This is a genomic window from Lysinibacillus sphaericus OT4b.31, from assembly GCF_000392615.1.
GTDB lineage: Bacteria > Bacillota > Bacilli > Bacillales_A > Planococcaceae > Lysinibacillus > Lysinibacillus sphaericus_B.
The window spans coordinates 549,009-569,541 of record NZ_KB933398.1 but is presented as its reverse complement, the minus strand read 5'-3'; the positions used below and the strand labels follow the sequence as shown (position 1 = coordinate 569,541).

Annotated in this window: 19 protein-coding genes and 3 pseudogenes; 12 read left to right on the top strand and 10 right to left on the bottom strand. The window is 39.2% G+C overall.

Annotation, left to right across the window (positions count from 1 at the left end):
- Window positions 1-169: 169 nt before the first annotated feature.
- Window positions 170-733 carry a DUF5366 family protein gene (locus H131_RS02715; RefSeq protein ID WP_010857515.1) on the bottom strand — a complete coding sequence of 188 codons (564 nt, stop codon included), beginning with the start codon at window positions 731-733 and terminating at the stop codon, window positions 170-172.
- A 155-nt stretch (window positions 734-888) separates the two neighbouring features.
- On the opposite strand from H131_RS02715, the gene H131_RS02710 reads away from it, so the two are divergent.
- Genes H131_RS02710 through mnhG form a run of 7 tightly spaced genes read left to right on the top strand, consistent with a single transcriptional unit; the run spans window position 889 to window position 6,647 of the window.
- On the top strand, window positions 889-3,303 hold the full coding sequence (locus H131_RS02710; protein WP_010857514.1) for a Na+/H+ antiporter subunit A: 2,415 nt from the start codon (window positions 889-891) through the stop codon (window positions 3,301-3,303).
- On the top strand, window positions 3,290-3,712 hold the full coding sequence (locus H131_RS02705) for a Na(+)/H(+) antiporter subunit B (protein ID WP_010857513.1): 423 nt from the start codon (window positions 3,290-3,292) through the stop codon (window positions 3,710-3,712). The genes H131_RS02710 and H131_RS02705 overlap by 14 nt, the downstream gene beginning before the upstream one ends.
- Window positions 3,712-4,053 (top strand): Na(+)/H(+) antiporter subunit C, encoded by a 342-nt coding sequence (locus H131_RS02700; RefSeq protein ID WP_010857512.1) that lies wholly within the window; start codon window positions 3,712-3,714, stop codon window positions 4,051-4,053. The genes H131_RS02705 and H131_RS02700 overlap by 1 nt, the downstream gene beginning before the upstream one ends.
- Window positions 4,046-5,533 (top strand): Na+/H+ antiporter subunit D, encoded by a 1,488-nt coding sequence (locus tag H131_RS02695; RefSeq protein ID WP_010857511.1) that lies wholly within the window; start codon window positions 4,046-4,048, stop codon window positions 5,531-5,533. The genes H131_RS02700 and H131_RS02695 overlap by 8 nt, the downstream gene beginning before the upstream one ends.
- A 4-nt stretch (window positions 5,534-5,537) precedes the next feature.
- A complete protein-coding gene (locus tag H131_RS02690) occupies window positions 5,538-6,017 on the top strand; it encodes a Na+/H+ antiporter subunit E (RefSeq protein ID WP_010857510.1) in 480 nt (159 codons plus the stop codon).
- On the top strand, window positions 6,014-6,295 hold the full coding sequence (locus H131_RS02685) for a Na(+)/H(+) antiporter subunit F1 (protein WP_010857509.1): 282 nt from the start codon (window positions 6,014-6,016) through the stop codon (window positions 6,293-6,295). Before H131_RS02690 ends, H131_RS02685 begins: the two co-directional genes overlap by 4 nt.
- Window positions 6,279-6,647, top strand: coding sequence for a monovalent cation/H(+) antiporter subunit G (mnhG, locus tag H131_RS02680; RefSeq protein WP_010857508.1), 369 nt, complete (start codon window positions 6,279-6,281; stop codon window positions 6,645-6,647). Before H131_RS02685 ends, mnhG begins: the two co-directional genes overlap by 17 nt.
- A gap of 122 nt (window positions 6,648-6,769) precedes the next feature.
- Here the strand turns inward: mnhG and H131_RS23400 are convergent.
- The 5 genes and pseudogenes from H131_RS23400 to H131_RS02660 form a co-directional block, all read right to left on the bottom strand.
- Window positions 6,770-6,948: pseudogene (locus tag H131_RS23400) on the bottom strand (transposase); the annotation flags it as partial.
- 325 nt (window positions 6,949-7,273) lie between these two features.
- Window positions 7,274-7,867, bottom strand: coding sequence for an adenylyl-sulfate kinase (gene cysC / locus H131_RS02675; RefSeq protein ID WP_010857507.1), 594 nt, complete (start codon window positions 7,865-7,867; stop codon window positions 7,274-7,276).
- Window positions 7,864-9,003, bottom strand: a complete 1,140-nt coding sequence (sat, locus tag H131_RS02670; protein WP_010857506.1) for a sulfate adenylyltransferase — start codon at window positions 9,001-9,003, stop codon at window positions 7,864-7,866. The genes cysC and sat overlap by 4 nt, the downstream gene beginning before the upstream one ends.
- A gap of 41 nt (window positions 9,004-9,044) precedes the next feature.
- The gene (locus H131_RS02665; RefSeq protein ID WP_010857505.1) at window positions 9,045-10,109 is read right to left on the bottom strand and encodes an inorganic phosphate transporter; all 1,065 of its coding nucleotides are present in this window, start codon (window positions 10,107-10,109) and stop codon (window positions 9,045-9,047) included.
- A gap of 12 nt (window positions 10,110-10,121) precedes the next feature.
- On the bottom strand, window positions 10,122-10,823 hold the full coding sequence (locus tag H131_RS02660; protein ID WP_010857504.1) for a phosphoadenylyl-sulfate reductase: 702 nt from the start codon (window positions 10,821-10,823) through the stop codon (window positions 10,122-10,124).
- A gap of 826 nt (window positions 10,824-11,649) precedes the next feature.
- Here H131_RS02660 and H131_RS02655 point away from each other — a divergent pair.
- The 5 genes and pseudogenes from H131_RS02655 to H131_RS02635 form a co-directional block, all read left to right on the top strand.
- Complete coding sequence (locus H131_RS02655) at window positions 11,650-12,702, top strand: sulfate ABC transporter substrate-binding protein (RefSeq protein ID WP_010857503.1); 1,053 nt, start codon at window positions 11,650-11,652, stop codon at window positions 12,700-12,702.
- A gap of 11 nt (window positions 12,703-12,713) precedes the next feature.
- A complete protein-coding gene (gene cysT, locus H131_RS02650; protein ID WP_010857502.1) occupies window positions 12,714-13,547 on the top strand; it encodes a sulfate ABC transporter permease subunit CysT in 834 nt (277 codons plus the stop codon).
- A gap of 11 nt (window positions 13,548-13,558) precedes the next feature.
- Window positions 13,559-14,433, top strand: a pseudogene (cysW, locus tag H131_RS02645) (sulfate ABC transporter permease subunit CysW).
- A gap of 16 nt (window positions 14,434-14,449) precedes the next feature.
- Window positions 14,450-15,520: a sulfate/molybdate ABC transporter ATP-binding protein gene (locus tag H131_RS02640; RefSeq protein ID WP_010857500.1), complete on the top strand. Its 1,071-nt coding sequence runs from the start codon at window positions 14,450-14,452 to the stop codon at window positions 15,518-15,520.
- Between the two features lie 259 nt (window positions 15,521-15,779).
- Window positions 15,780-15,920, top strand: a pseudogene (locus H131_RS02635) (IS5/IS1182 family transposase); the annotation flags it as partial.
- A gap of 155 nt (window positions 15,921-16,075) precedes the next feature.
- Here H131_RS02635 and cysI read toward each other — a convergent pair.
- The 4 genes from cysI to H131_RS02620 are packed head-to-tail and all read right to left on the bottom strand — an operon-like array spanning window position 16,076 to window position 20,527.
- The gene (gene cysI, locus H131_RS02630) at window positions 16,076-17,797 is read right to left on the bottom strand and encodes an assimilatory sulfite reductase (NADPH) hemoprotein subunit (protein WP_010857498.1); all 1,722 of its coding nucleotides are present in this window, start codon (window positions 17,795-17,797) and stop codon (window positions 16,076-16,078) included.
- A gap of 12 nt (window positions 17,798-17,809) precedes the next feature.
- Window positions 17,810-19,600, bottom strand: coding sequence for an assimilatory sulfite reductase (NADPH) flavoprotein subunit (locus tag H131_RS02625; RefSeq protein ID WP_010857497.1), 1,791 nt, complete (start codon window positions 19,598-19,600; stop codon window positions 17,810-17,812).
- Between the two features lie 30 nt (window positions 19,601-19,630).
- Window positions 19,631-19,780: a YezD family protein gene (locus H131_RS23395; protein ID WP_010857496.1), complete on the bottom strand. Its 150-nt coding sequence runs from the start codon at window positions 19,778-19,780 to the stop codon at window positions 19,631-19,633.
- A 24-nt stretch (window positions 19,781-19,804) separates the two neighbouring features.
- Window positions 19,805-20,527, bottom strand: coding sequence for a sirohydrochlorin chelatase (locus tag H131_RS02620; protein ID WP_010857495.1), 723 nt, complete (start codon window positions 20,525-20,527; stop codon window positions 19,805-19,807).
- Between the last annotated feature and the right edge of the window lie 6 nt (window positions 20,528-20,533).

Below are 20,533 nucleotides of genomic sequence, written 5' to 3'. Positions count from 1 at the left end.
TCCGCGTAGTCTCCTAAGCACAGCACAAAAAATAAAAGGAAGCCGGTTCGTGCCTTGCGTGCGGAAAGCATAGCGGATTTTTAACATATGGAAAGATGGCCTTTATTGTTTGAAAATCTTTATTATGTACTAAAATTTTTCAAAGCAATAAAAATTTAGTAGCTATTGTTTACTTAGCAAATGGTAAGCTGGCCAAAATACCGTTATACAATTTCAAAATCACATAAACTACGAGTGACATTAGTAATGTCCACATCAGAAGCTCAAATACTAATAATCCAATTGTTCCACCCATCGAAATAAAATGACTCATTTTATAGATTAAATAAATAAAATAAATAAATACTGTGATGATAAATATACCTGCTAAAGCATAAATCGATTGAATGGCAAATGCAGAACACATAGCGCCCACAAATAGGATAACGTAACCGCCCCGTGCTTGACTCACCGTTGTGCCTTCGCTATCTTTTGAGAAAAATAACATACCGAGCTCATGAATGGTCTCTCCAATTAATTTTAATGCCGAAAACATCATGAAGAATATCATTGCAAACACAATGAGTAATAAAACACGCAGCTCAAAATCCGATAGAAACTCACGCATGCCAGAATATACTCCGATAGATCGAAATAGGTGCAGCGATTCTCCTACAGCATACATACCGAATGTTAAACTGAATAATAAAATAGTAATTAATGGTAGATAACCATAGATATAAGGATTCCTCATAAAAAAATTTTTTCCTCTTTTTTAGTTGATAACTTCCTATTTATAATATAGCGAAAATTCTCCCACTACCGCAAGCTAAATCCCGATAGTGCATATGCATTACCTTTGAAAGTACGTTATAATTACTATACTTACTTGCATAAAGGAGGATTTTTTTGTTACAAGTACTTTATATTTTCATCCCTATGCTAGCTGCGATATTAGTGCCATTCTTATACAAGAGCATAAAAAACATTCATACTGGCTGGTTCGTTCTTGCAGTACCTGCTACACTCGCGATTATTTATGCCTCTTATATAGCGAAAGTTGCAAAGGGTGAAGTTTTCCAAGCTGAACTTCCTTGGATCCCATCACTTGATATTTCTGTCGTGTCTTATTTAGACGGACTTAGCTTGCTATTCTCTTTACTTATCACTGGGATCGGTTCATTGGTTGTGCTTTATTCGATTTTCTACTTAGATAAACATAAAGAGAAACTACATAATTTTTATGTTTACTTATTATTATTTATGACTGCCATGCTAGGCGTTGTACAATCTGATCATTTAATTACTTTGTACTTCTTCTGGGAATTAACGTCGATATCATCATTCTTACTGATTGGCTATTGGTACACACGCGATGCTTCTCGTTTTGGTGCACTGAAGTCAATGATGATTACAGTTGGCGGCGGATTAATGATGTTAGGCGGATTTATTCTGCTGTATTTAATGGGGGGAACGTATTCAATTCGTGAACTCATTGTGATGGCACCAAATTTAGTAGAGCATCCATTGTTTACATGGTCGTTAGTATTATTACTATTAGGTGCATTTACGAAATCCGCGCAATTCCCATTCTATATTTGGTTACCAGATGCGATGGAAGCGCCGACACCTGTCAGTGCATACCTCCACTCTGCAACAATGGTGAAGGCTGGTATTTACTTAGTGGCCCGTTTCACACCAATTTTCGCCGTTTCAGAGCTTTGGGTATGGCTCGTAACAGCAGTAGGTCTATTCACGTTATTCTGGGGATCGTTCTTTGCCGTGAAACAAACGGATTTAAAAGGGATTCTTGCGTTCTCTACTGTCAGTCAGCTCGGACTTATTATGTCGTTATTGGGTGCAGGCGCAGGCGCATTTCATGTGAATGGTGCAGCAGATTCAGTATTTAGATTTGCAGCCTTTGCAGCCATGTTCCACCTTATTAACCATGCAACATTTAAAGGGAGCTTGTTCATGATCGCGGGTATTATCGATCATGAAACTGGCACGCGTGATATACGTAAACTCGGTGGATTAATGAGTATTATGCCACTCAGTTTTACAGTTGCAGCAATTGGCAGCTTCTCGATGGCAGGATTACCACCATTTAACGGCTTCTTGAGTAAAGAAATGTTTTTAACAGCGATGCTAGCACTTAAAGAATTTGAATTGTACGGCTTTGATACATGGGGAGCTCTTTTCCCAATCGTAGCTTGGATTGCAAGTATTTTTACATTCATCTATAGTTGCTACTTTGTCTTTAGAACATTCACGGGACAATACAAACCACAACAATACGCGAAAATACCACATGAAGCACCCATTGGCATGCTTATTTCACCGATGATTTTAGCAGCGTTTGTTGTCATAATATTCTTCATTCCTAATCTAATTGGTGATACTTTTGTAAAGCCAGCTGTTCAAGCGATTCAGCCGTTTTTATATGATGCTCCGGGGGATATTGATATCCATGTATCAGCTTGGCATGGCTTAACACCCGAATTGTTTATGACAATTGGTATTGTGATTATCGGTGTTTTATTGTTTGTGGCTTTACCAAAATGGCAGGGTCTCTACAAATTATTCCCAAGATCACTGACATTGAATAATGCCTATGACAAAATCATGCAAGGATTGGATGTTGGTTTAAATCGTATCTCACGTCTTTATATGACGGGCTCGATGCGTCACTACTTACTTTATATGTTTAGCGGTATTGTGGCGATTGTGTTAGGTACTTTATTTGTAAAAGATGCCTTTTCAATTTCCTTTGAAGGGGCCGCACCTATTCGTTTGTACGAAATTATTTTAATATTTGTTTTAGTCATTGGTACTGCTACAACGATAGTAGCAAAATCACGTTTGACCGCAATAATCGGTCTCGGTTCAGTTGGCTATACAGTAGCATTATTCTTCGTTATTTTTAATGCCCCTGATTTAGCATTAACTCAGCTTGTCATTGAAACAATTTCCGTCGCCTTATTCCTTATGGCGTTTTATCACCTTCCAAAGCTTGGGAAACGGGAAGAACGTATGCGCTTTCAATTAAACCGTGCGATTATCTCAATCGCGGTTGGCGTTATGGTGACGTTGATCGCATTATCAGCGCATTCGCAAAAATTTATCCCGTCCATCTCAAAATATTACGAGGAAACCGTCTATTCTTTAGCAGGCGGTGGGAATATCGTCAACGTTATTTTAGTAGACTATCGTGGTTTCGATACATTATTTGAAATTACAGTATTAAGTATTGCGGGTATGGCTATTTTAGCAATGATTAAGCTCCGCATGAATAGAAAGGAGAAAGCACATGAAAACAAATGATGTGATTCTTCAATTCACAGCAAAAATTGTGTTCTTCATTATTTTCTTCTTCTCCATTCATATTTTTATGGCTGGGCATTATACACCAGGAGGCGGCTTTGTCGGAGGACTGTTAACATCCAGTGCCATTGTATTATTAGTACTTGCTTTTGATTTAAATACAGTACGTACTGTACTACCGTTTAATTACACGTACTTAACGGCAACTGGTTTATTATTAGCACTTGCAACAGCAGCATTTCCAATGTTTATGGGAAAGCCATTTTTCACTCACTTCTTCGACTATTTCGATTTACCGCTTCTAGGCAAACAGTCATTACACACGGCAATGCTCTTTGATGGCGGCGTTTACTTGGTTGTTGTCGGCGTTACGATGACCATTATTCAAACGATTGGGGAGGATGAATAATGGAAATAATTATGGCGTTTGTCATCGGCTTCTTGTTCATGGCAGCGGTTTATTTAATCTTATCAAAAAGTTTATTGCGCATTATTATTGGTACGGGGCTTCTAAGTCATGGCGCCCATTTGCTTATTTTAACGATGGGTGGCCTTGGAGGAGAGGCACCCCCTGTTTTAACAGAAGGTGCCAAAACGTTTGCTGATCCGTTGCCACAAGCACTAATCTTAACAGCAATTGTTATTAGCTTCGGCGTAACGGCATTCTTCCTTGTGCTGGCATATCGTTCATATCAGGAGCTCGAGACTGATGATATTAGTTTAATGAGAGGAAGTGATGAGGATGAATAACTTCCTTTTACTACCGATTATCATCCCGTTCTTTTTCGGAATGATTTTAATGTTTGGTCAAAAAAATTTAAAATACCAGCGTACATTTGCATTACTCGGTATTGGACTAGCCCTCGTATCAGCGATTTCACTTCTACTAAAAGTAAAAAATGATGGGGTACAAAAAGTTACATTTGGTGATTGGCCTGTTCCATACGGTATTACTATGGTGTCGGATATGGTATCGGCGTTGCTGGTCACAACGACACTTCTGATTACTTTTTTTGTCGTGTGGTATGGCTTCGGCTCAATCACAAAAGAGCGTGAACGCTACTTCTACTATCCTGGTATTATGTTTATTTTAACTGGTGTAAATGGAGCCTTTACGACAGGTGATATTTTTAACTTATTCGTCTTCTTTGAAGTCCTACTAATGTCATCGTACTTACTAATTGTACTGGGTGGCGAAAAGCAACAACTGATGGGCTCTATTAAATATATTTTAATTAATGTCATTTCATCAGCATTATTTGTCATTACAGTAGCCTTCCTCTACTCTGTTGTCGGTACGTTAAATATGGCGGACATCGCGGTGAAAATCGGTGAAATTGACCAACCAGGCATTGTGACAGTGATTGCTGTACTATTTTTAATGGTATTTGGGCTAAAAGCAGCGATTTTTCCACTCTACTTCTGGCTTCCAACATCCTATGCAGCAGCGCCTATTCCAGTGTTAGCTCTATTTGGTGCATTGTTAACGAAGGTTGGGATTTATGCGATTACTCGTACCTATACATTGTTTTTCGTCTATGACTTATCGTATACACATGATTTACTAATGGCATTGGCGATTGCTACTATTATAGCAGGCTGTATTGGTGCCCTTGCTTATTTCGATGTTAAACTCATTATTATTTACAACATTGTTATTGCCGTAGGTGTTATTTTATTCGGTGTCTCTCAAATGAATGAAATTGCCCTTAAAGGGGCGATGTTCTATTTAATTCATGACATGCTGATAAAAGCGGCGCTCTTTATGCTAATTGGCATTGTGATTTACATTACAGGCACATCTGATTTGCGTAAAATGGGTGGGCTTATGAAAAAGTACCCGGCACTAGGCTGGTTCTACTTAATCGCAGCCTTTGGTTTAGCAGGGATTCCCCCACTGAGTGGCTTCATCGGCAAATTATTAATCGTACAAGGGGGCTTTGAAGCTGGAAGTACGTGGAGTAGTATTTTTATTTTAGCTTCTTCCCTACTAGTCCTGCTTTCTGTCATTCGTATTTTCCTTTATGCCTTCTGGGGTGAAGAAAAGGAGACGAAGGGTACAGTTGATAAAAAAGTCTATGCTACGCTATTTACCCCTACTGTGCTATTAGTGCTAATTACAGTGGCATACGGTGTTGGTACTGAATGGCTTACTCCATTTATGGACGATGCCGCTAAACTATTAAATGATCCATCTATTTATATAGATGCTGTAATGAAGGAGGATTAGAGCTATGGCATTTCAAATCATCTTAAACTTTGCTCTTGCCTTCGTTTGGATGTTCCTGTCATCTAATTACACAGCAACCGGCTTTATTGTTGGATTCATACTCGGCATTATATTACTTGTCATCATGCGAAGATTTTTTTCGTCGCGACTATATGTTGTCCGAATATGGGCAATTATTAAGCTCACTGTCCTTTTTCTAAAAGAGTTAATATTAGCAAATATCCAAGTACTACAAGTTGTCTTAAAGCCAAAACTTGATATGCAACCTGCATTCTTTGCTTACCCTACTGTTTTAAGAGAAGACTGGGAAATTACTCTATTATCAAGTCTTATTACATTAACACCGGGGACAGTAGTAGTACATGTGTCGGACGATGCAAAAACCTTGTATGTGCATGCGATTGATATTAGTGATGTCGATGATGCCATTGCAGCCATTCGAGATTCATTTGAAAAAGCGATTTTGGAGGTGAGTAAATCATGATGACGTTTATTATTGCTTCAGTTGTAGTGATTTGCTTATCAATGATCGCAGTGATTTATCGTATGGTTAAGGGGCCTTCCGCATCTGATCGTGTCGTAGCACTGGATTCACTAGGTGTGTCACTTATTTCGTTAATCGGCCTGTTTTCAGTATTGGTCGAAACGAGCTTCTTCCTTGAGATTGTATTATTGATAGCGATTTTATCGTTCATCGGTACAGTTGCTTTCTCTAAATTCATAGAGAAAGGAGATATCATTAAACGTGACAATTCTCGCTAATAGTTTAGTTATCTTGTTCATTTCTGTTGGGGTACTATTTATCGTCGTTACCGCCATCGGTCTTATTCGATTACCTGATTTGTACACACGTGCACATGCAGCTTCTAAAAGTGCAACGCTAGGTGTCATGTGTGTGCTAATTGGTGTCTTCTTTCACTTTTGGCTAATCGAAGATCATTTTAATCCTCGTATTTTATTAGGTATTTTGTTTCTATTCATCACAGGTCCAGTTGGTGGACATATTATGACCCGTTCCTCTTATATTGCAGGTGTCAAGCCTTGGAAAGGAACAGTACGTGACGACCTTGCTGCTGAAATTGACAAAATGAAAAAGGAGCAAGGAATTAAATAAAGCTATTCCATTTATGTATTTCAACATAAAAACGACAAAAGACATCGAGAAGTTCACCCTCGATATCTTTTGTCATTTTTTTATGTTTAGAAAATGGCATTCCCCTACCAACCTTGAACTTATTAAGTGGCTTGCCGTGTCCAAGTAGCAAACTTCTTCAAATTCATGGCAGCAGAAGTAAGTATCGCCTGCATGGCAATTTTTTAAGACCTCTTAAGGTTGTGCATCACATACCATGCTTTTCCTGCAAATCCGCAAAGACACGTTCAATTGTTTCTTTGCGCTTCGCATAGATTTGTTTGATGTCATAAGCATCATAGCATCACCTCAAAAGTTCACTTGCAATCAACACTTTAGATTGAGTTCTAAATGTAGAAGTTGATTGGAACAAAGGAGGTGACTCGTGCCGGAAAAGCGGGAAAGTCGAGATCCTGGACTGAGCAAAGCGAGGGAAGCAGCTCGACTCAGCCCGCGGAAAGCGCCCGCCCCTAGTGGAAATCAACGGTTTTATCTAAATATGTTGTGAAAGAAAAAAGACTATAGGCTACCCGATATTTTTTCGAGTTTGTCTACAGTCTGAAACAATAACACATTGCTCTTAAGCAACGTATTGTCGTTTCAATGATTTAGATATATCCTTTTTTTGTTAAAAACGTGGTTAGCTGCTCTACACATTCCTCAATCGAATGTTGCTCGGTATCTAAAATAACTTCTGGTTGTTCTGGTTCTTCATATGGTGCACTAATGCCAGTAAAATTTGTGATTTCCGCATTGCGGGCTTTTTTATAAAGACCTTTCGGATCACGCTTTTCGCATGTTTCCACGGAGCATTTTACATAAACCTCTAAAAATTCCCCCTCTTCCACCAAATCACGGACAATTTGACGATCTGCTCGGTACGGTGAAATAAAGGCCGTCAAAACTATTTGTCCGCTCTCCACAAAGAGTTTAGAGACTTCTCCGATACGTCGAATATTTTCTTTGCGATGTGCTTCACCAAAGCCTAAATCATTATTTAAACCATGACGCACATTGTCGCCATCTAATACAAAAGCTTGATGGCCTCTTTCAAACAATGTGCGTGCAAAAGCATTCGCAACGGATGATTTCCCTGAAGCAGATAGGCCTGTAAACCATAAAATAAAGCTATGATGTTTATTTCGTGTACGACGCTCTTGTTTTGTAATAGATGACTCATGCCAAACGATATTTGTACTCAATTTAGTACCTCCCTACGCATTCCTCTAATTAGCACCTCTACAACCTCTGCTCGACTAAATGTACTTGGAGGAACCTCGCCATTGCGTAGCATTTCACGTACCTTCGTGCCCGATAATATCACATGACAAGTGCTATCGTGTGGACATGTTTTCGTTGTTGCCATCCCCTCACATTTACTGCAATAAAAGCTGTGTTCGAACTTTAGTGGGACAATTCCTAGTTCAGTCCCTGAGAATTGTTCGAAGATTTTTTGTGCGTCATATGTGCCGTAGTAATCTCCAACACCAGCATGGTCACGTCCGACAATAAAATGCGTGCAACCGTAATTTTTACGTACAAGTGCATGGAAAATAGCTTCTTTCGGGCCTGCATAGCGCATAGCTGCTGGGAATACGCCTAGTTGTACACGGTGCTCTGGGTAATAATTCTTTAATAAGACCTCATAGCTTTCCATGCGAATGGCAGCAGATACATCATCTGATTTTGTTTCACCTACTAATGGATTTAAAAATAAACCATCGATTGTTTCTAACGCAGCCTTTTGAATGTACTCATGCGCACGATGTACAGGATTCCGTGTTTGGAAGCCGACAATTGTTTGCCATCCCTTCTCTGCAAATAGCTGACGTGTTTCAATTGGGTCAAATGAGTAGGCCTGGAATTTTTCCTCTAGTCGTTTTATTAATGTAATCTTACCGCCAATATAAATACTTGGACGCTCATGTAATTTTTTAACTCCAGGATGCTCTAAATCCTTTGTACCATAAACTAGTAACGCTTCTTTGTGTTTATCTGGCTCATAAATATCAGCAACCACAATGACACCATAAGGCTCACCAGCATGTACGAGCTTCACCTCATCCCCCACTTGCAGGCTTGTAGAATTTTCTTTTGTAATGGGTAGCGTAATAGGTATACTCCAAACAATACCAGAGGCTAATCGTGTGTTTTCTATAACAGATTCATAATCTTCCTTTGTAAAAAAACCATCAATTGGACTGTAACCACCAATTGCAATCAGCTCTAGATCACTTAGTGCCATCGCATCAATTTCAATTTCTTTCTTGATGTGTGTAATAGACTTATCTGGATGATAGGCTTGCACTAAAATACCGCCATGTGGTTGTAAACTCATGTAAATTTCCTCCTATATCAATTAAAATACTTAGTTTTATATTAAATTCCTTCACCAGCATCGTATATGGTGCGTTCTTCCTCACGCACTGTACGCATTAAGCTTATTGCACCAAGTGTTCCAACAATTGTGCTTCCCATTAAGACGATGGCATATAAATCTTTCTCCATAAAGAGTTGGACAAGGCTATAAGAAATCACCAATGAAAAGATTGGTGATACAATCCAAATACGAATAATTTTTTTCACAATATGCTTATGGAAAATTTGTTTTCCATTTTTAGCCATAGCCATTCCAATAATAGAGGAGGATGTTACTTGTGTTAATGGGACTGGAAGCCCAAACACGGAGCTTATGCCTACTAGCACTGCACCAGTAGTTGAAATGACAATTCCCTCTGCTTTTTCAAAGCGCACAATTTTTTTCCCGTTTGTTTCGAGAACCCGCTTGCCGAGAAGCATCGCACCTAGGGCTACAAAGGCCCCGCCAAGCCAAATGCCATTTGTTACAGTCATTATGCCAGCGCCAACAATTGGACCAACTGCATTGGCGACATTATTCATGCCTGCTGAAAAGGCTTCGAAAAATCCCGCGAACACTAACAAAACCGTGAGTATGGGGCGGTCTTTTAAATAACCTCTGTTTTTTAATTTATAAAGTAATTTTCCAAAGAAAAGCGCACTGATAAATGCTATGAACGGCACGAGCACCCAAAAAGACATGATGATTAGCAAAGATTTAATGTAGAGCACTTTGTAGGCAATGCCTACACCTACAACGGCACCAACCGTTACTTCACTTGTCGATAACGGAATACCTAAAAGATTAGCAAGAAATAAAGAACTCGTCGCAGCTATTAAAATAATCATAACGATATTTACGGTAATATACTCTTGTGGCATAATGCCTGAACTTATCGTCTTGACTACTTCACCACCACCAAGTACCGCTCCAGCAAAAACACCTACTGCACAAATCAACAGTGCTTGCCAGGCCTTTTTAATGGCACCTGCTCCGTAAGCAACTCCCATCGATGCAGCAGCACCACTTGCTCCAATATTCATAGCAAAAAATAAACCTATGAAAATAGCAATGTATTCTAGCATGGCAACACTCCCTTATCCGTGTAACCCACACTCATTTTTACCAAATCCTTGCCATCTGCCTGAACGTAAATCATCCATATTAAATGCTGGTTGTGTACAATGTTCACAGCCAATGCTTGGATAGCCTTTGTCATGCAATGGGTTGTACGGCAAATTATGCTTTGACACGTAACGCCATACATCCTTCCAGGTCCAATGAATAAGCGGGCAAATTTTAATTGACTTAAATTTTTCATCTCGATTAATGAAGTTGGTGTTCATTCGCGTTGGAGATTGCTCACGACGTAATCCTGAAATCCAAGCCTTTGCACCTGATAGCGCCTCATTTAAAGGTAGCATTTTGCGAATTTCACAACATTTGTTTGGATTTGTCTTCCATAATTCATGACCAAATTGTTGTGCCTGTTCCTCAAGTGTAAGTGCCGATTTTTTTAAAATAATATTGAGCTGTGGATATTTTTCCTTTACTCGATTAATCGTTTCATATGTTTCCTTAAAATGAACATCTGTGTCTAAAAAGACAATTGTTGCGTTTGGTTTTACCTTTGAGATGAGGTCAATTAGGACAATCCCTTCAATGCCAAAGCTGCAGGCATAGACGATTTCCTCACCATATTCTCCATAACTCCAGCGTAAAACTTCAAGTGCTGCCTTATATGTCTCATCCTGTTCAAAGACTATCGTTGGCTCTTGCCAAGTTACATACGTTAACATGTAATCCCCCTCATAAAAATCAATTACGCCACGGCGTAATGATACCAGTCGCCTTGTCTTCATTCCTTTTCGTGCAGAAAAACATATGTACAAATTTAAACTGTACTTTGGCCTACACGATATGGAATATTTCAGTAAAACCACCGAACGACTTACTTAGCCAAAGCTTTTCTTATTACCAGTTAGCAACTGAACGCCTGCTAAATCAACATAAAAAAAGGCGTTCTAACAACAGGCACAAAAATACTACTTGCCTACGTTAAAACGCCTCTAGTTTGACTAGCCAGCTTTTATTGGTGATTGTGTACTGGTCATCTACACCTCATACAACGATCACATTTAATATAATCCAATATATACTATATTTCACCTAGTAGTCAACTAGGTTTTCTAAAAAAAATTAAAGCATTCTAATCCTTTTCGTTCTTATACGATGTACCAACTAATAAGTTTACGAATATTTTATTCATGATAGCTGTCTTTTGCTACATATCACCTCACTTCTTTAACCTTTATGCCCAAATAATTACAAATTAAGAATGTATAATACTTTATGAAATTAAAAACCAATCGAATTATTACTCCAATTAAACAATTAACGATTATTATTGTGCTTGCCAATAATTCATCAATTTTAAATCACTTTTTATTTTTATAATTCCTTGTTGACTAATAGGAAATATATGCTTAATGTATAACTATGATTGAAGACAAACAAAACAAATAAAAAGCTGATCAGAAAATCTGAAGGCCATCTACTCAAACTACTACTGTAACTTTGAGAGATGGTCTTTTGCGTTTTTCGACAAAAAAGGAGAGATACTTTATGAGGAAAAGACAACATATTTTTCAAACGTTCACCCTATTAACTGCGTTAACACTGGCGTTAACAGGGTGCAGTAATAGTCCCTCTGACCAAGATGCAAATGATGCGGGTGCAAAAAAATCTGTTGAATTATTAAATGTTTCCTATGATCCGACACGCGAGCTTTATCAAGAATTCAACAATGATTTTATGGCTAAATGGAAAGATGAAACGGGTCAGGTTGTGACGATACAACAATCGCATGGTGGTTCTGGCAAGCAGGGGCGTGCAGTAATTGATGGACTTGAAGCTGATGTAGTCACACTAGCTCTTGCCTACGATATTGATGAAATTGCACAAACGCGTGAGTTACTAAACACAGAGTGGCAAACAGAATTTGAAAGTAATTCTACACCGTACACTTCGACGATTGTTTTTTTAGTACGTAAAGGGAATCCAAAGGGCATTCAAGATTGGCAAGATCTAACGAAAGACGATGTATCCGTTATAACGCCAAACCCTAAAACATCCGGTGGAGCCCGTTGGAATTACTTAGCCGCTTGGGCTTATGCTGCTAAGCTGTATCACAATGATGAAGCGAAGGTAAAAGAATTTATGACGGCACTCTATAGCAATGTAGAGGTTCTAGATTCTGGTGCACGTGGCTCAACAACTACTTTTGTTGAACGTGAAATTGGCGATGTCTTAATCGCTTGGGAGAACGAGGCCTATTTATCGTTGAATGAGTTAGGTAAAGACGAATTTGAAATCATCACACCATCGTTAAGTATTTTAGCAGAGCCACCTGTTGCAATCGTCGATAAAAATGTAGATAAAAAAGGGACTCGCGAAGTTGCAGAGGCATATTTAAAACATTTGTATAGTGATATTGGGCAAGAAATTGCAGCTAAAAATTACTATCGTCCACGTAATGCTGACATACTTGCCAAATACCAAGATCAATTCCCTACCCTTGAACTCATTTCGATTGAAGACTTTGGCGGGTGGGAAAAAGCACAATCCACACATTTTAAAGATGGTGGAACATTCGATGAAATTTACGTGCCACAATAAGGAGGCTTTTCATGAATAGCCTAACATTAAAAAAGAAGCCAGCCCGTGTAATTCCAGGCTTCCATCTTTCTCTTGGTTATACGATGTTATACGTGAGCTTACTTGTTCTCTTGCCACTAGCAATGATTTTTTTTCATACCATGTCCTTAAGTTGGGCAGAGTTTGTCAGTATCGTGAGCAATCCACGTGCCATTGCCTCCTATAAGCTAAGCTTCGGCACAGCGCTCGCTGCTGGTTTACTCAATGTTTTATTCGGCACAATTATCGCTTGGGTGCTTGTACGCTATCACTTTCCGTTCAAACGCATTATTGACGGACTAGTAGATTTACCATTTGCCTTACCGACCGCTGTTGCGGGGATTGCTTTAACTTCTCTATATGCACCAAATGGCTGGATTGGTCAGTTTTTTGATTTTAAAATTGCCTTTACCCCTCTTGGAATTATTATCGCCCTGACATTTATCGGGTTACCCTTCGTTGTACGTACGGTGCAACCGGTATTGCAAAATATTAGTGCAGAAGTTGAGGAAGCTTCAGCAAGTCTTGGTGCAACACGTCTTCAAACATTTAGCAAAGTTATTTTTCCAGAACTTGTACCTGCAATTTTAACAGGCTTTTCTTTAGCCTTCGCACGTGCATTAGGGGAATATGGATCGGTTGTTTTTATCGCTGGAAATATGCCGATGAAAACCGAAATAACACCATTAATCATTATGACGAAGCTTGAACAATATGATTATGCAGGTGCTACTGCTATTGCTGTCGTAATGCTTGTCACTTCCTTCGTCCTATTATTCACCATTAATCTTATACAATGGCTGGCAAATCGTCGCTTTGTACATTAGGAGGAATTTTAATGGACCATTCTACTTCAATTGAGCAGGTTGCTCCTCAAAAAAATACGGCCGCTGCAAAACCTGCCGCCTTGCAAGAACCACGTTTTATTCAGTACAGTTTGACATTTATTGCACTGGCCTTTTTAGCATTGTTTATCGTGTTACCTCTCGTTTCAATTTTTATTACTGCCTTTCAAAAAGGGGCAGATGTTTATTTTGCTGCCATCACGCATGCAGATGCTTTATCTGCCATCAAGCTGACACTGATAGTCGTAGCAATAGCCGTTCCCTTAAATGCGATTTTTGGTGTAATTGCTGCTTGGGCACTAACAAAATTTAATTTTAAAGGCAAAAATCTTCTGCTGACACTTGTTGATTTACCGTTTGCAGTGTCTCCTGTTATTGCAGGTCTTGTCTTTATTTTATTATTTGGTGCGCAAGGCTTGTTCGGTGATTGGTTATTTGCCAATGACATTAAAATCGTTTTCGCTTTGCCCGGTATTGTACTGGCTACAATTTTTGTGACTTTGCCTTTTGTTGCCCGGGAGCTCATTCCACTTATGCAGGCACAAGGAACATCTGAAGAAGAGGCCTCTATTTCACTCGGTGCAAATGGCTTTAAAACATTTTGGTATGTCACACTGCCAAATATAAAATGGGGTCTGTTTTATGGTCTGATTTTATGTAATGCACGTGCCATTGGTGAATTCGGCGCTGTCTCCGTTGTCTCTGGGCATATTCGTGGTATGACGAATACGATGCCACTCCATATCGAATTTTATACAATGAATATCAATTCTCAGCAGCCTTTGCTGTCGCTTCACTCATGAGTGTGATTGCTATTGTAACGCTCATTATCAAAGATATCGTTGCTTGGAAATCAAAATCAGTTTAATGGAGGGATTACCTGCATGAGCATCCAAATTCAAAATGTTTCAAAAAGATTTGGTTCTTTTCAGGCTTTAAAAGATGTATCCATCGATATCCAATCTGGGGAGCTAATCGCTTTACTCGGTCCTTCTGGCTCTGGCAAAACTTCTCTACTACGTGTTATTGCGGGGCTTGAAACTTCTGATGTCGGTGACATTTTATTTGACGGCCAAACCATTACGAATCGTCATCCAAAGGAGCGTAACGTTGGTTTCGTTTTCCAGCATTACGCACTATTTCGCCATATGACGGTATTTGATAATGTCGCTTATGGACTTAAAGTTCGTCCTCGAAAAACAAGGCCTAGCAAGGAAAAGATTAAGGAAAAAGTAATGGAGCTATTACAACTCGTAAAGCTCGAAAATTTTGCAGGCCGTTATCCAACACAGCTTTCAGGAGGGCAGCGGCAGCGTGTAGCACTTGCCAGAGCACTTGCAGTCGAGCCTAAGGTATTACTCTTAGATGAACCATTCGGTGCACTCGATGCCAAGGTACGTAAGGAATTACGGCGATGGTTACGAAAACTTCATGATGAGTTCCACATTACGAGTATATTTGTGACACATGACCAAGAAGAAGCACTTGATGTTGCAGATCGCATCGTCGTGATGAATAACGGACAAATCGAGCAAATCGGTAGTCCAGATGAAGTATACACCCATCCAAAAAGTCCATTTGTGTATGATTTTTTAGGGAATGTCAATCTTTTCAAAGGGCGTTTACATAACGGTAAACTTACATACGGCGAATTTACTATTGATGTGCCTGACTCACATGCTCATACACAAGAAGATGCAGTAGGCTACGTCCGTCCACACGATATTCAAATTGAACAAACAGCTGTATCAGGTACTGTTCCTGCCACAGTAAGCCATATTCATTTACTCGGTCCAATCGTACAGATTGAGTTACGCCGTGAGGATATGGATGAATACTTAGAGGCAGAGCTTTCAAAGGAACAATTCCATACCCTTCGGCTCAAAGTTGGAGACTCTGTTTTTGTAAAACCAAAACAATTAAAAGTATTTGTCCCTGAGGATTTCTCCATTTAAAAAGAAGGGAATCATTTGTCTCTCGACAGCCCCAGACTGTAGACAAACTCAAAAAATAATTGAGTTTGTTTACAGTTTTTTTCTTTTCAAATAGAAGACTCTATATGAACCCGTTGATTTCCACTACGGCGGACGCTTTTCGCGGGATGGCTTCAGTCTCCTCGTCGCTACGCTTCTGCGGGGCCTTTTCGCTCATGCTATTCCCGCAGAAGTCGCCACCTGCGCTCCAATCAACTAAATGATTGAGGTGATGGATAGGATGACGAAAAATAGTAATCATGAACGACATCCATTAGAAATACTGACAATTGACCAAATGGTGCCTGAAGGCCATTTAGTCGAAAACTTATATTCACCACGTGATCGTCCATGTGTTAATCCCGTGGTTCTATATAAATTAAAAATCACCTCAAAGGAAAACCAAAGAGGTGATTTTTATCAAGCTTTATTATAAATTATTTTATTACTTTAAAATGATTAATCTTTTTGAAAAGATACAGTAGAAACCACTATACAAAAAATCAAATTTTCTGCGTAGTAGCCTTAATTTCCCCCTTAACTATTATGGAATTGTCGGCCGTCAAATACAGCTTCTACATAGCCTAGACGGATAACGAAATCACCAAAATGCTCGCCTTCTAAACGATCTTTAGCATAATGTAAAAGTATAGGACGAAGCTCTGCTAAAATTTCTTCTTCTCCGATATTTTCACGGTAAATTTTGTTTAAGCGATTACCTGTAAAGCTTGCACCTAGATACATATTATATTTTCCAGGTCCTTTACCGATAAAGCCTATTTCGCCCATAGCGGCACGGGAGCACCCATTTGGACAGCCCGACATACGGATGACGATTTCTGTGTCATGGAGGCCTACTTCATCGATAATTGTATCGATTTTCGTAATGAGTGCAGGTAAATAACGTTCTGCCTCCGCCATCGCTAAACCACAAGTAGGTAAAGAAACACAGGCAATCGAATTGCGACGTAGCGCTGAATAGTATGCGCCATCTGTTAGCTTATATTGCTCAATAAGTGCGGCAATTGCTTTCTTCTTCTGTGGTGCTACATTGCCAATCATTAAATTCTGATTTGGCGTTAAACGGAAATCACCTGTATGCACTTTTGCAATTTCGCGTAAGCCCATTAACAATTGATAATCCTCAAAATCTTTAATGCGACCATTTTGAATGAATAATGTGTAATGCCAATTGTCGTCTGCCCCTTTAATCCAACCGAATTCATCACCTGTACGTTCAAAGATAAATGGGCGCGCCTGTTGCATTTCCCAACCAAGACGACGATGTAATTCTGTATTAAACCATTCAAGACCTCGAGCGTCAATTGTGTATTTAAAGCGCGCATTTTTACGCTCCGAACGATTCCCATAGTCCCGTTGAATCGTAATAATTTTCTCAGCAGTTTCAAGTAACTTATCGGGGGTAATAAACCCAATGACACGTGCAAGTTGTGGATATGTTGCATGATCCCCATGCGTCATTCCCATACCTCCGCCGACTGCTACGTTAAAGCCCACTAATTGTTCTTCTTCAACAATTGCGATAAGGCCAATGTCCTGAGAGTAAACATCAACATCATTACTCGGTGGAATAGCAATGCCTATTTTAAATTTACGTGGCAAATATTGCGCCCCATAAATTGGCTCGATTTCATCGTCCTGACTATCGACCACCTTTTCCCCATCTAGCCATAGTTCATGGTAAGCGCGTGTTCTTGGCAATAAATGTTCACTTAGTTTTGCGGACCAGTTGTAAATTTCCTCGTGTAATGCTGATTGATTTGGATTGACATTACACATTACATTTCGATTGACATCCCCACAAGCAGCGAGGGAATCCAATAGTACATCATTGATTTCCTGCATATATTTTTTAACATTCCATTTTAAAATACCGTGCACTTGGAACGCTTGGCGTGTTGTTAATTTTAATGACCCATTACCATATTTTCTAGCCATTTCATCCATTACAAGCCATTGTGCTGATGTTGCTGCTCCACCTGGTGTACGGACACGCACCATAAATTGATAAGCAGGCTCAAGTTTTTGACGTTGACGTTCATTTCGAAGATCACGATCATCTTGTAAGTAACTACCATGGAACTTCATCAGGCGATTATCATCTTCTGGAATTCCAGAACTTAATGGGTCATTCATTGTTTGTTCAAGGGAACCACGCAGATAATTGCTTTCTGTTTTAATACGCTCTACATCACTAGGTGTACCCGATTGAGGTGGCAACACAATTTTTTTTTTCATTCTTATCGCTCCTTAATAAACGTCACGTTGGTAGCGTTTTTGTTGTTTTAATTCTTTTACAAAGGCTTTTGCTTCTTCAGCCGTTTTTTGCCCTTGCTGTTCAATTATGCGATGTAATGTTTGATCAACATCCGTCGCCATTGACTTATCATCGCCGCACACATAAATCACAGCCCCCTGCTCAAGCCACTCATAGAAGACTTCCGCATTTTCTTCGATTTTATGTTGCACATATACTTTTTTATCTGTATCGCGCGAAAAAGCAACATTCATTTTGGTTAATGTCCCTGAAACTAACCAGCGTTGCCAATCTGTTTGATACAGAAAATCCGTTACAAAGTGTTGATCACCAAAGAATAGCCATGCTTTACCCTCTATACCTAGCTCTTCACGCTCCTCTAAAAATGCTCGATATGGGGCAATCCCTGTACCTGCACCAATCATAATAATTGGTGTATCCTCTTGTTCTGGTAATCTAAAATTCTGGTTTTTATGAACATAAATTGGCACTGTATCACCAACTTGAATACGCTCGGTAAAACTGCCTGAGCAAACGCCAAGACGTTCCCGACCATTCTTCTCAAAGCTTACCTTACCAATCGTTAAATGCACCTCATCACTATTTGCCTTTTGGCTACTAGCAATTGAATAAAGACGAGCAGGAATTTTACGTAGAAGGGCAACGAATTGTTGTGCCTCCCACGAAAAAGGTGCGAAATCTCCCGCAATATCTAGTAAATCACGGCCCTTTACATAGTCCTTCCATGCGATGTCATCTTCAAGTAAAGCGACAAAATCCTCATGTGTTGTGTAAGCAGCCATTTTTCGCAATAAAGGTTTCGATAAAACCGTTATCTCTAGCTTTTTCTGTAATGCCTCTTTTAAGGTTAATGACTCTTCAAATACAGTTACCTTTGACTCTGCATTTAATTGAAGTGCTGTTAATAATGCATCTACTAAGGATTCATCATTTTCTGGTTGAATCCCAATACTATCGCCAGGCTCAAAATGAAAATCGGCTCCTTCAATAGCAAGCTCCACATGGTACGTTTCTTTGTTAGAACCACGCCCATTAAGATTTAGATTTTCTAGCACTTCTGCATAAAAAGGATTTTTACGAGAATAAGCAGATTTAGTTCTCTTTGTATCTACTTGGCCTTGCTGTGAACTAATTACTGTTTCTGTACTTCGCAGTAATTCCTGCTGAACAGCTGCGAACCACTGTGCTGCAGGTTCATCATAATCTAAGTCACAGTCTGTACGTGGGGCGATACGTGTTGCCCTTAACTTCTCAAACTGCTCATCGAAATCCTGACCAGTTTTACAGAAAAATTCATAGGAGCTATCCCCTAATGCCAGCACCGAATAATGAAGATGCTCTAAATTCGGTGCTCGCTTACTATGCAAGAAATCATAAAACTGCATTGCCTGATCTGGTGGCTCTCCCTCGCCATGCGTACTAACAACGAGTAATAGATTCGTTATTTTCTTTAAATTATTGGGTTTAAAACTCGCTAAGGAAGCGATGGATACTTCAACATCTTTGTCTTTTAATATCGATGCATATTTTTCAGCTAAACCTTGACTATTTCCTGTTTGTGAACCATATAAAATTGTTACTTCTTTAGTAATGGGAGCTACTGTTTGTGATGATTCCTCAACAATTACCTTTTCGGCTGATTGTGGTGCACTTAAATAACCATTCAGCCAGATTTTCTGTTCTACTGTTAATTTAGGAAGAAGCTCATTTAATAGCTTTACCTGCTCCTCACTAAACGGACTATTTATTACTTGCAGTTTCAACTTTGCCACCTCACGTATTAATTTTAAAAATTATCTAAGACGTATTTTTTCTTTCTTTTCAATTTGTACCACGTAGGAATTTTGTACAATTAATGTAATCGATCCGTTGTTCACTGTATTTAAGAATTGTCGGACATTATCTAATGCTAGATTTACATTTTCCGCTCTTTTATCTACCATTATTAAACACCTTCCCCTTAAATTTTAAAGTTGTAATAATTGATGAATACGTTCCACTAAAACTTTCCTCACATTGTCGTCATAGCCTAAGCTTTCACATAGAATAACGTTCTTTTCCTCATAATCCATCAAACGTTTCACTATGCTCTGACGTAATATACCGGTAAATAATAAATATGGCACAATAAATACACGGTTGTTGTTTTCTTGCTTCTGCTGTAACCACTCTTCAAAGGTCGGACTACTTCCATATAAAAAACACGTATCTACAGTTACATATGCATATTTGTCACGTAACCTTGTCGCAATTTTTGCTAAATCGAGCTTCACTGCTGGATCGCTACTACCACGTCCTATGAGCAAAACGCTTGCATGCTCTATAGGACGTTGAGTATCTAAAACACGTGCATGTAGTGTGTCTATTAATAGTTCGTGTACACCGAGTGGTTCACCGTATGTAAACCGAACAGTAGGATATTGTATTTTCGCTTTTTCTATTTCTATGGGAATATCGTATTTCGCATGCTGGGCGGCTAATAATAAAATCGGCATAATTGCAATGGCCGTTGCTCCACGTTGTATACAGCTCGCTATGCCTTCCGTGATGGTTGGTTCGGCTAGCTCTAAAAAACAAATTTCTTGAATTGGTACATCAACTTCTCGCTGTACCCGCAAAAGAAATGCAACAGCTTGCTCCACACCAGTTTTTACCCGACTACCATGTGCAATATATAATGTTGCCTGCATGAAAGC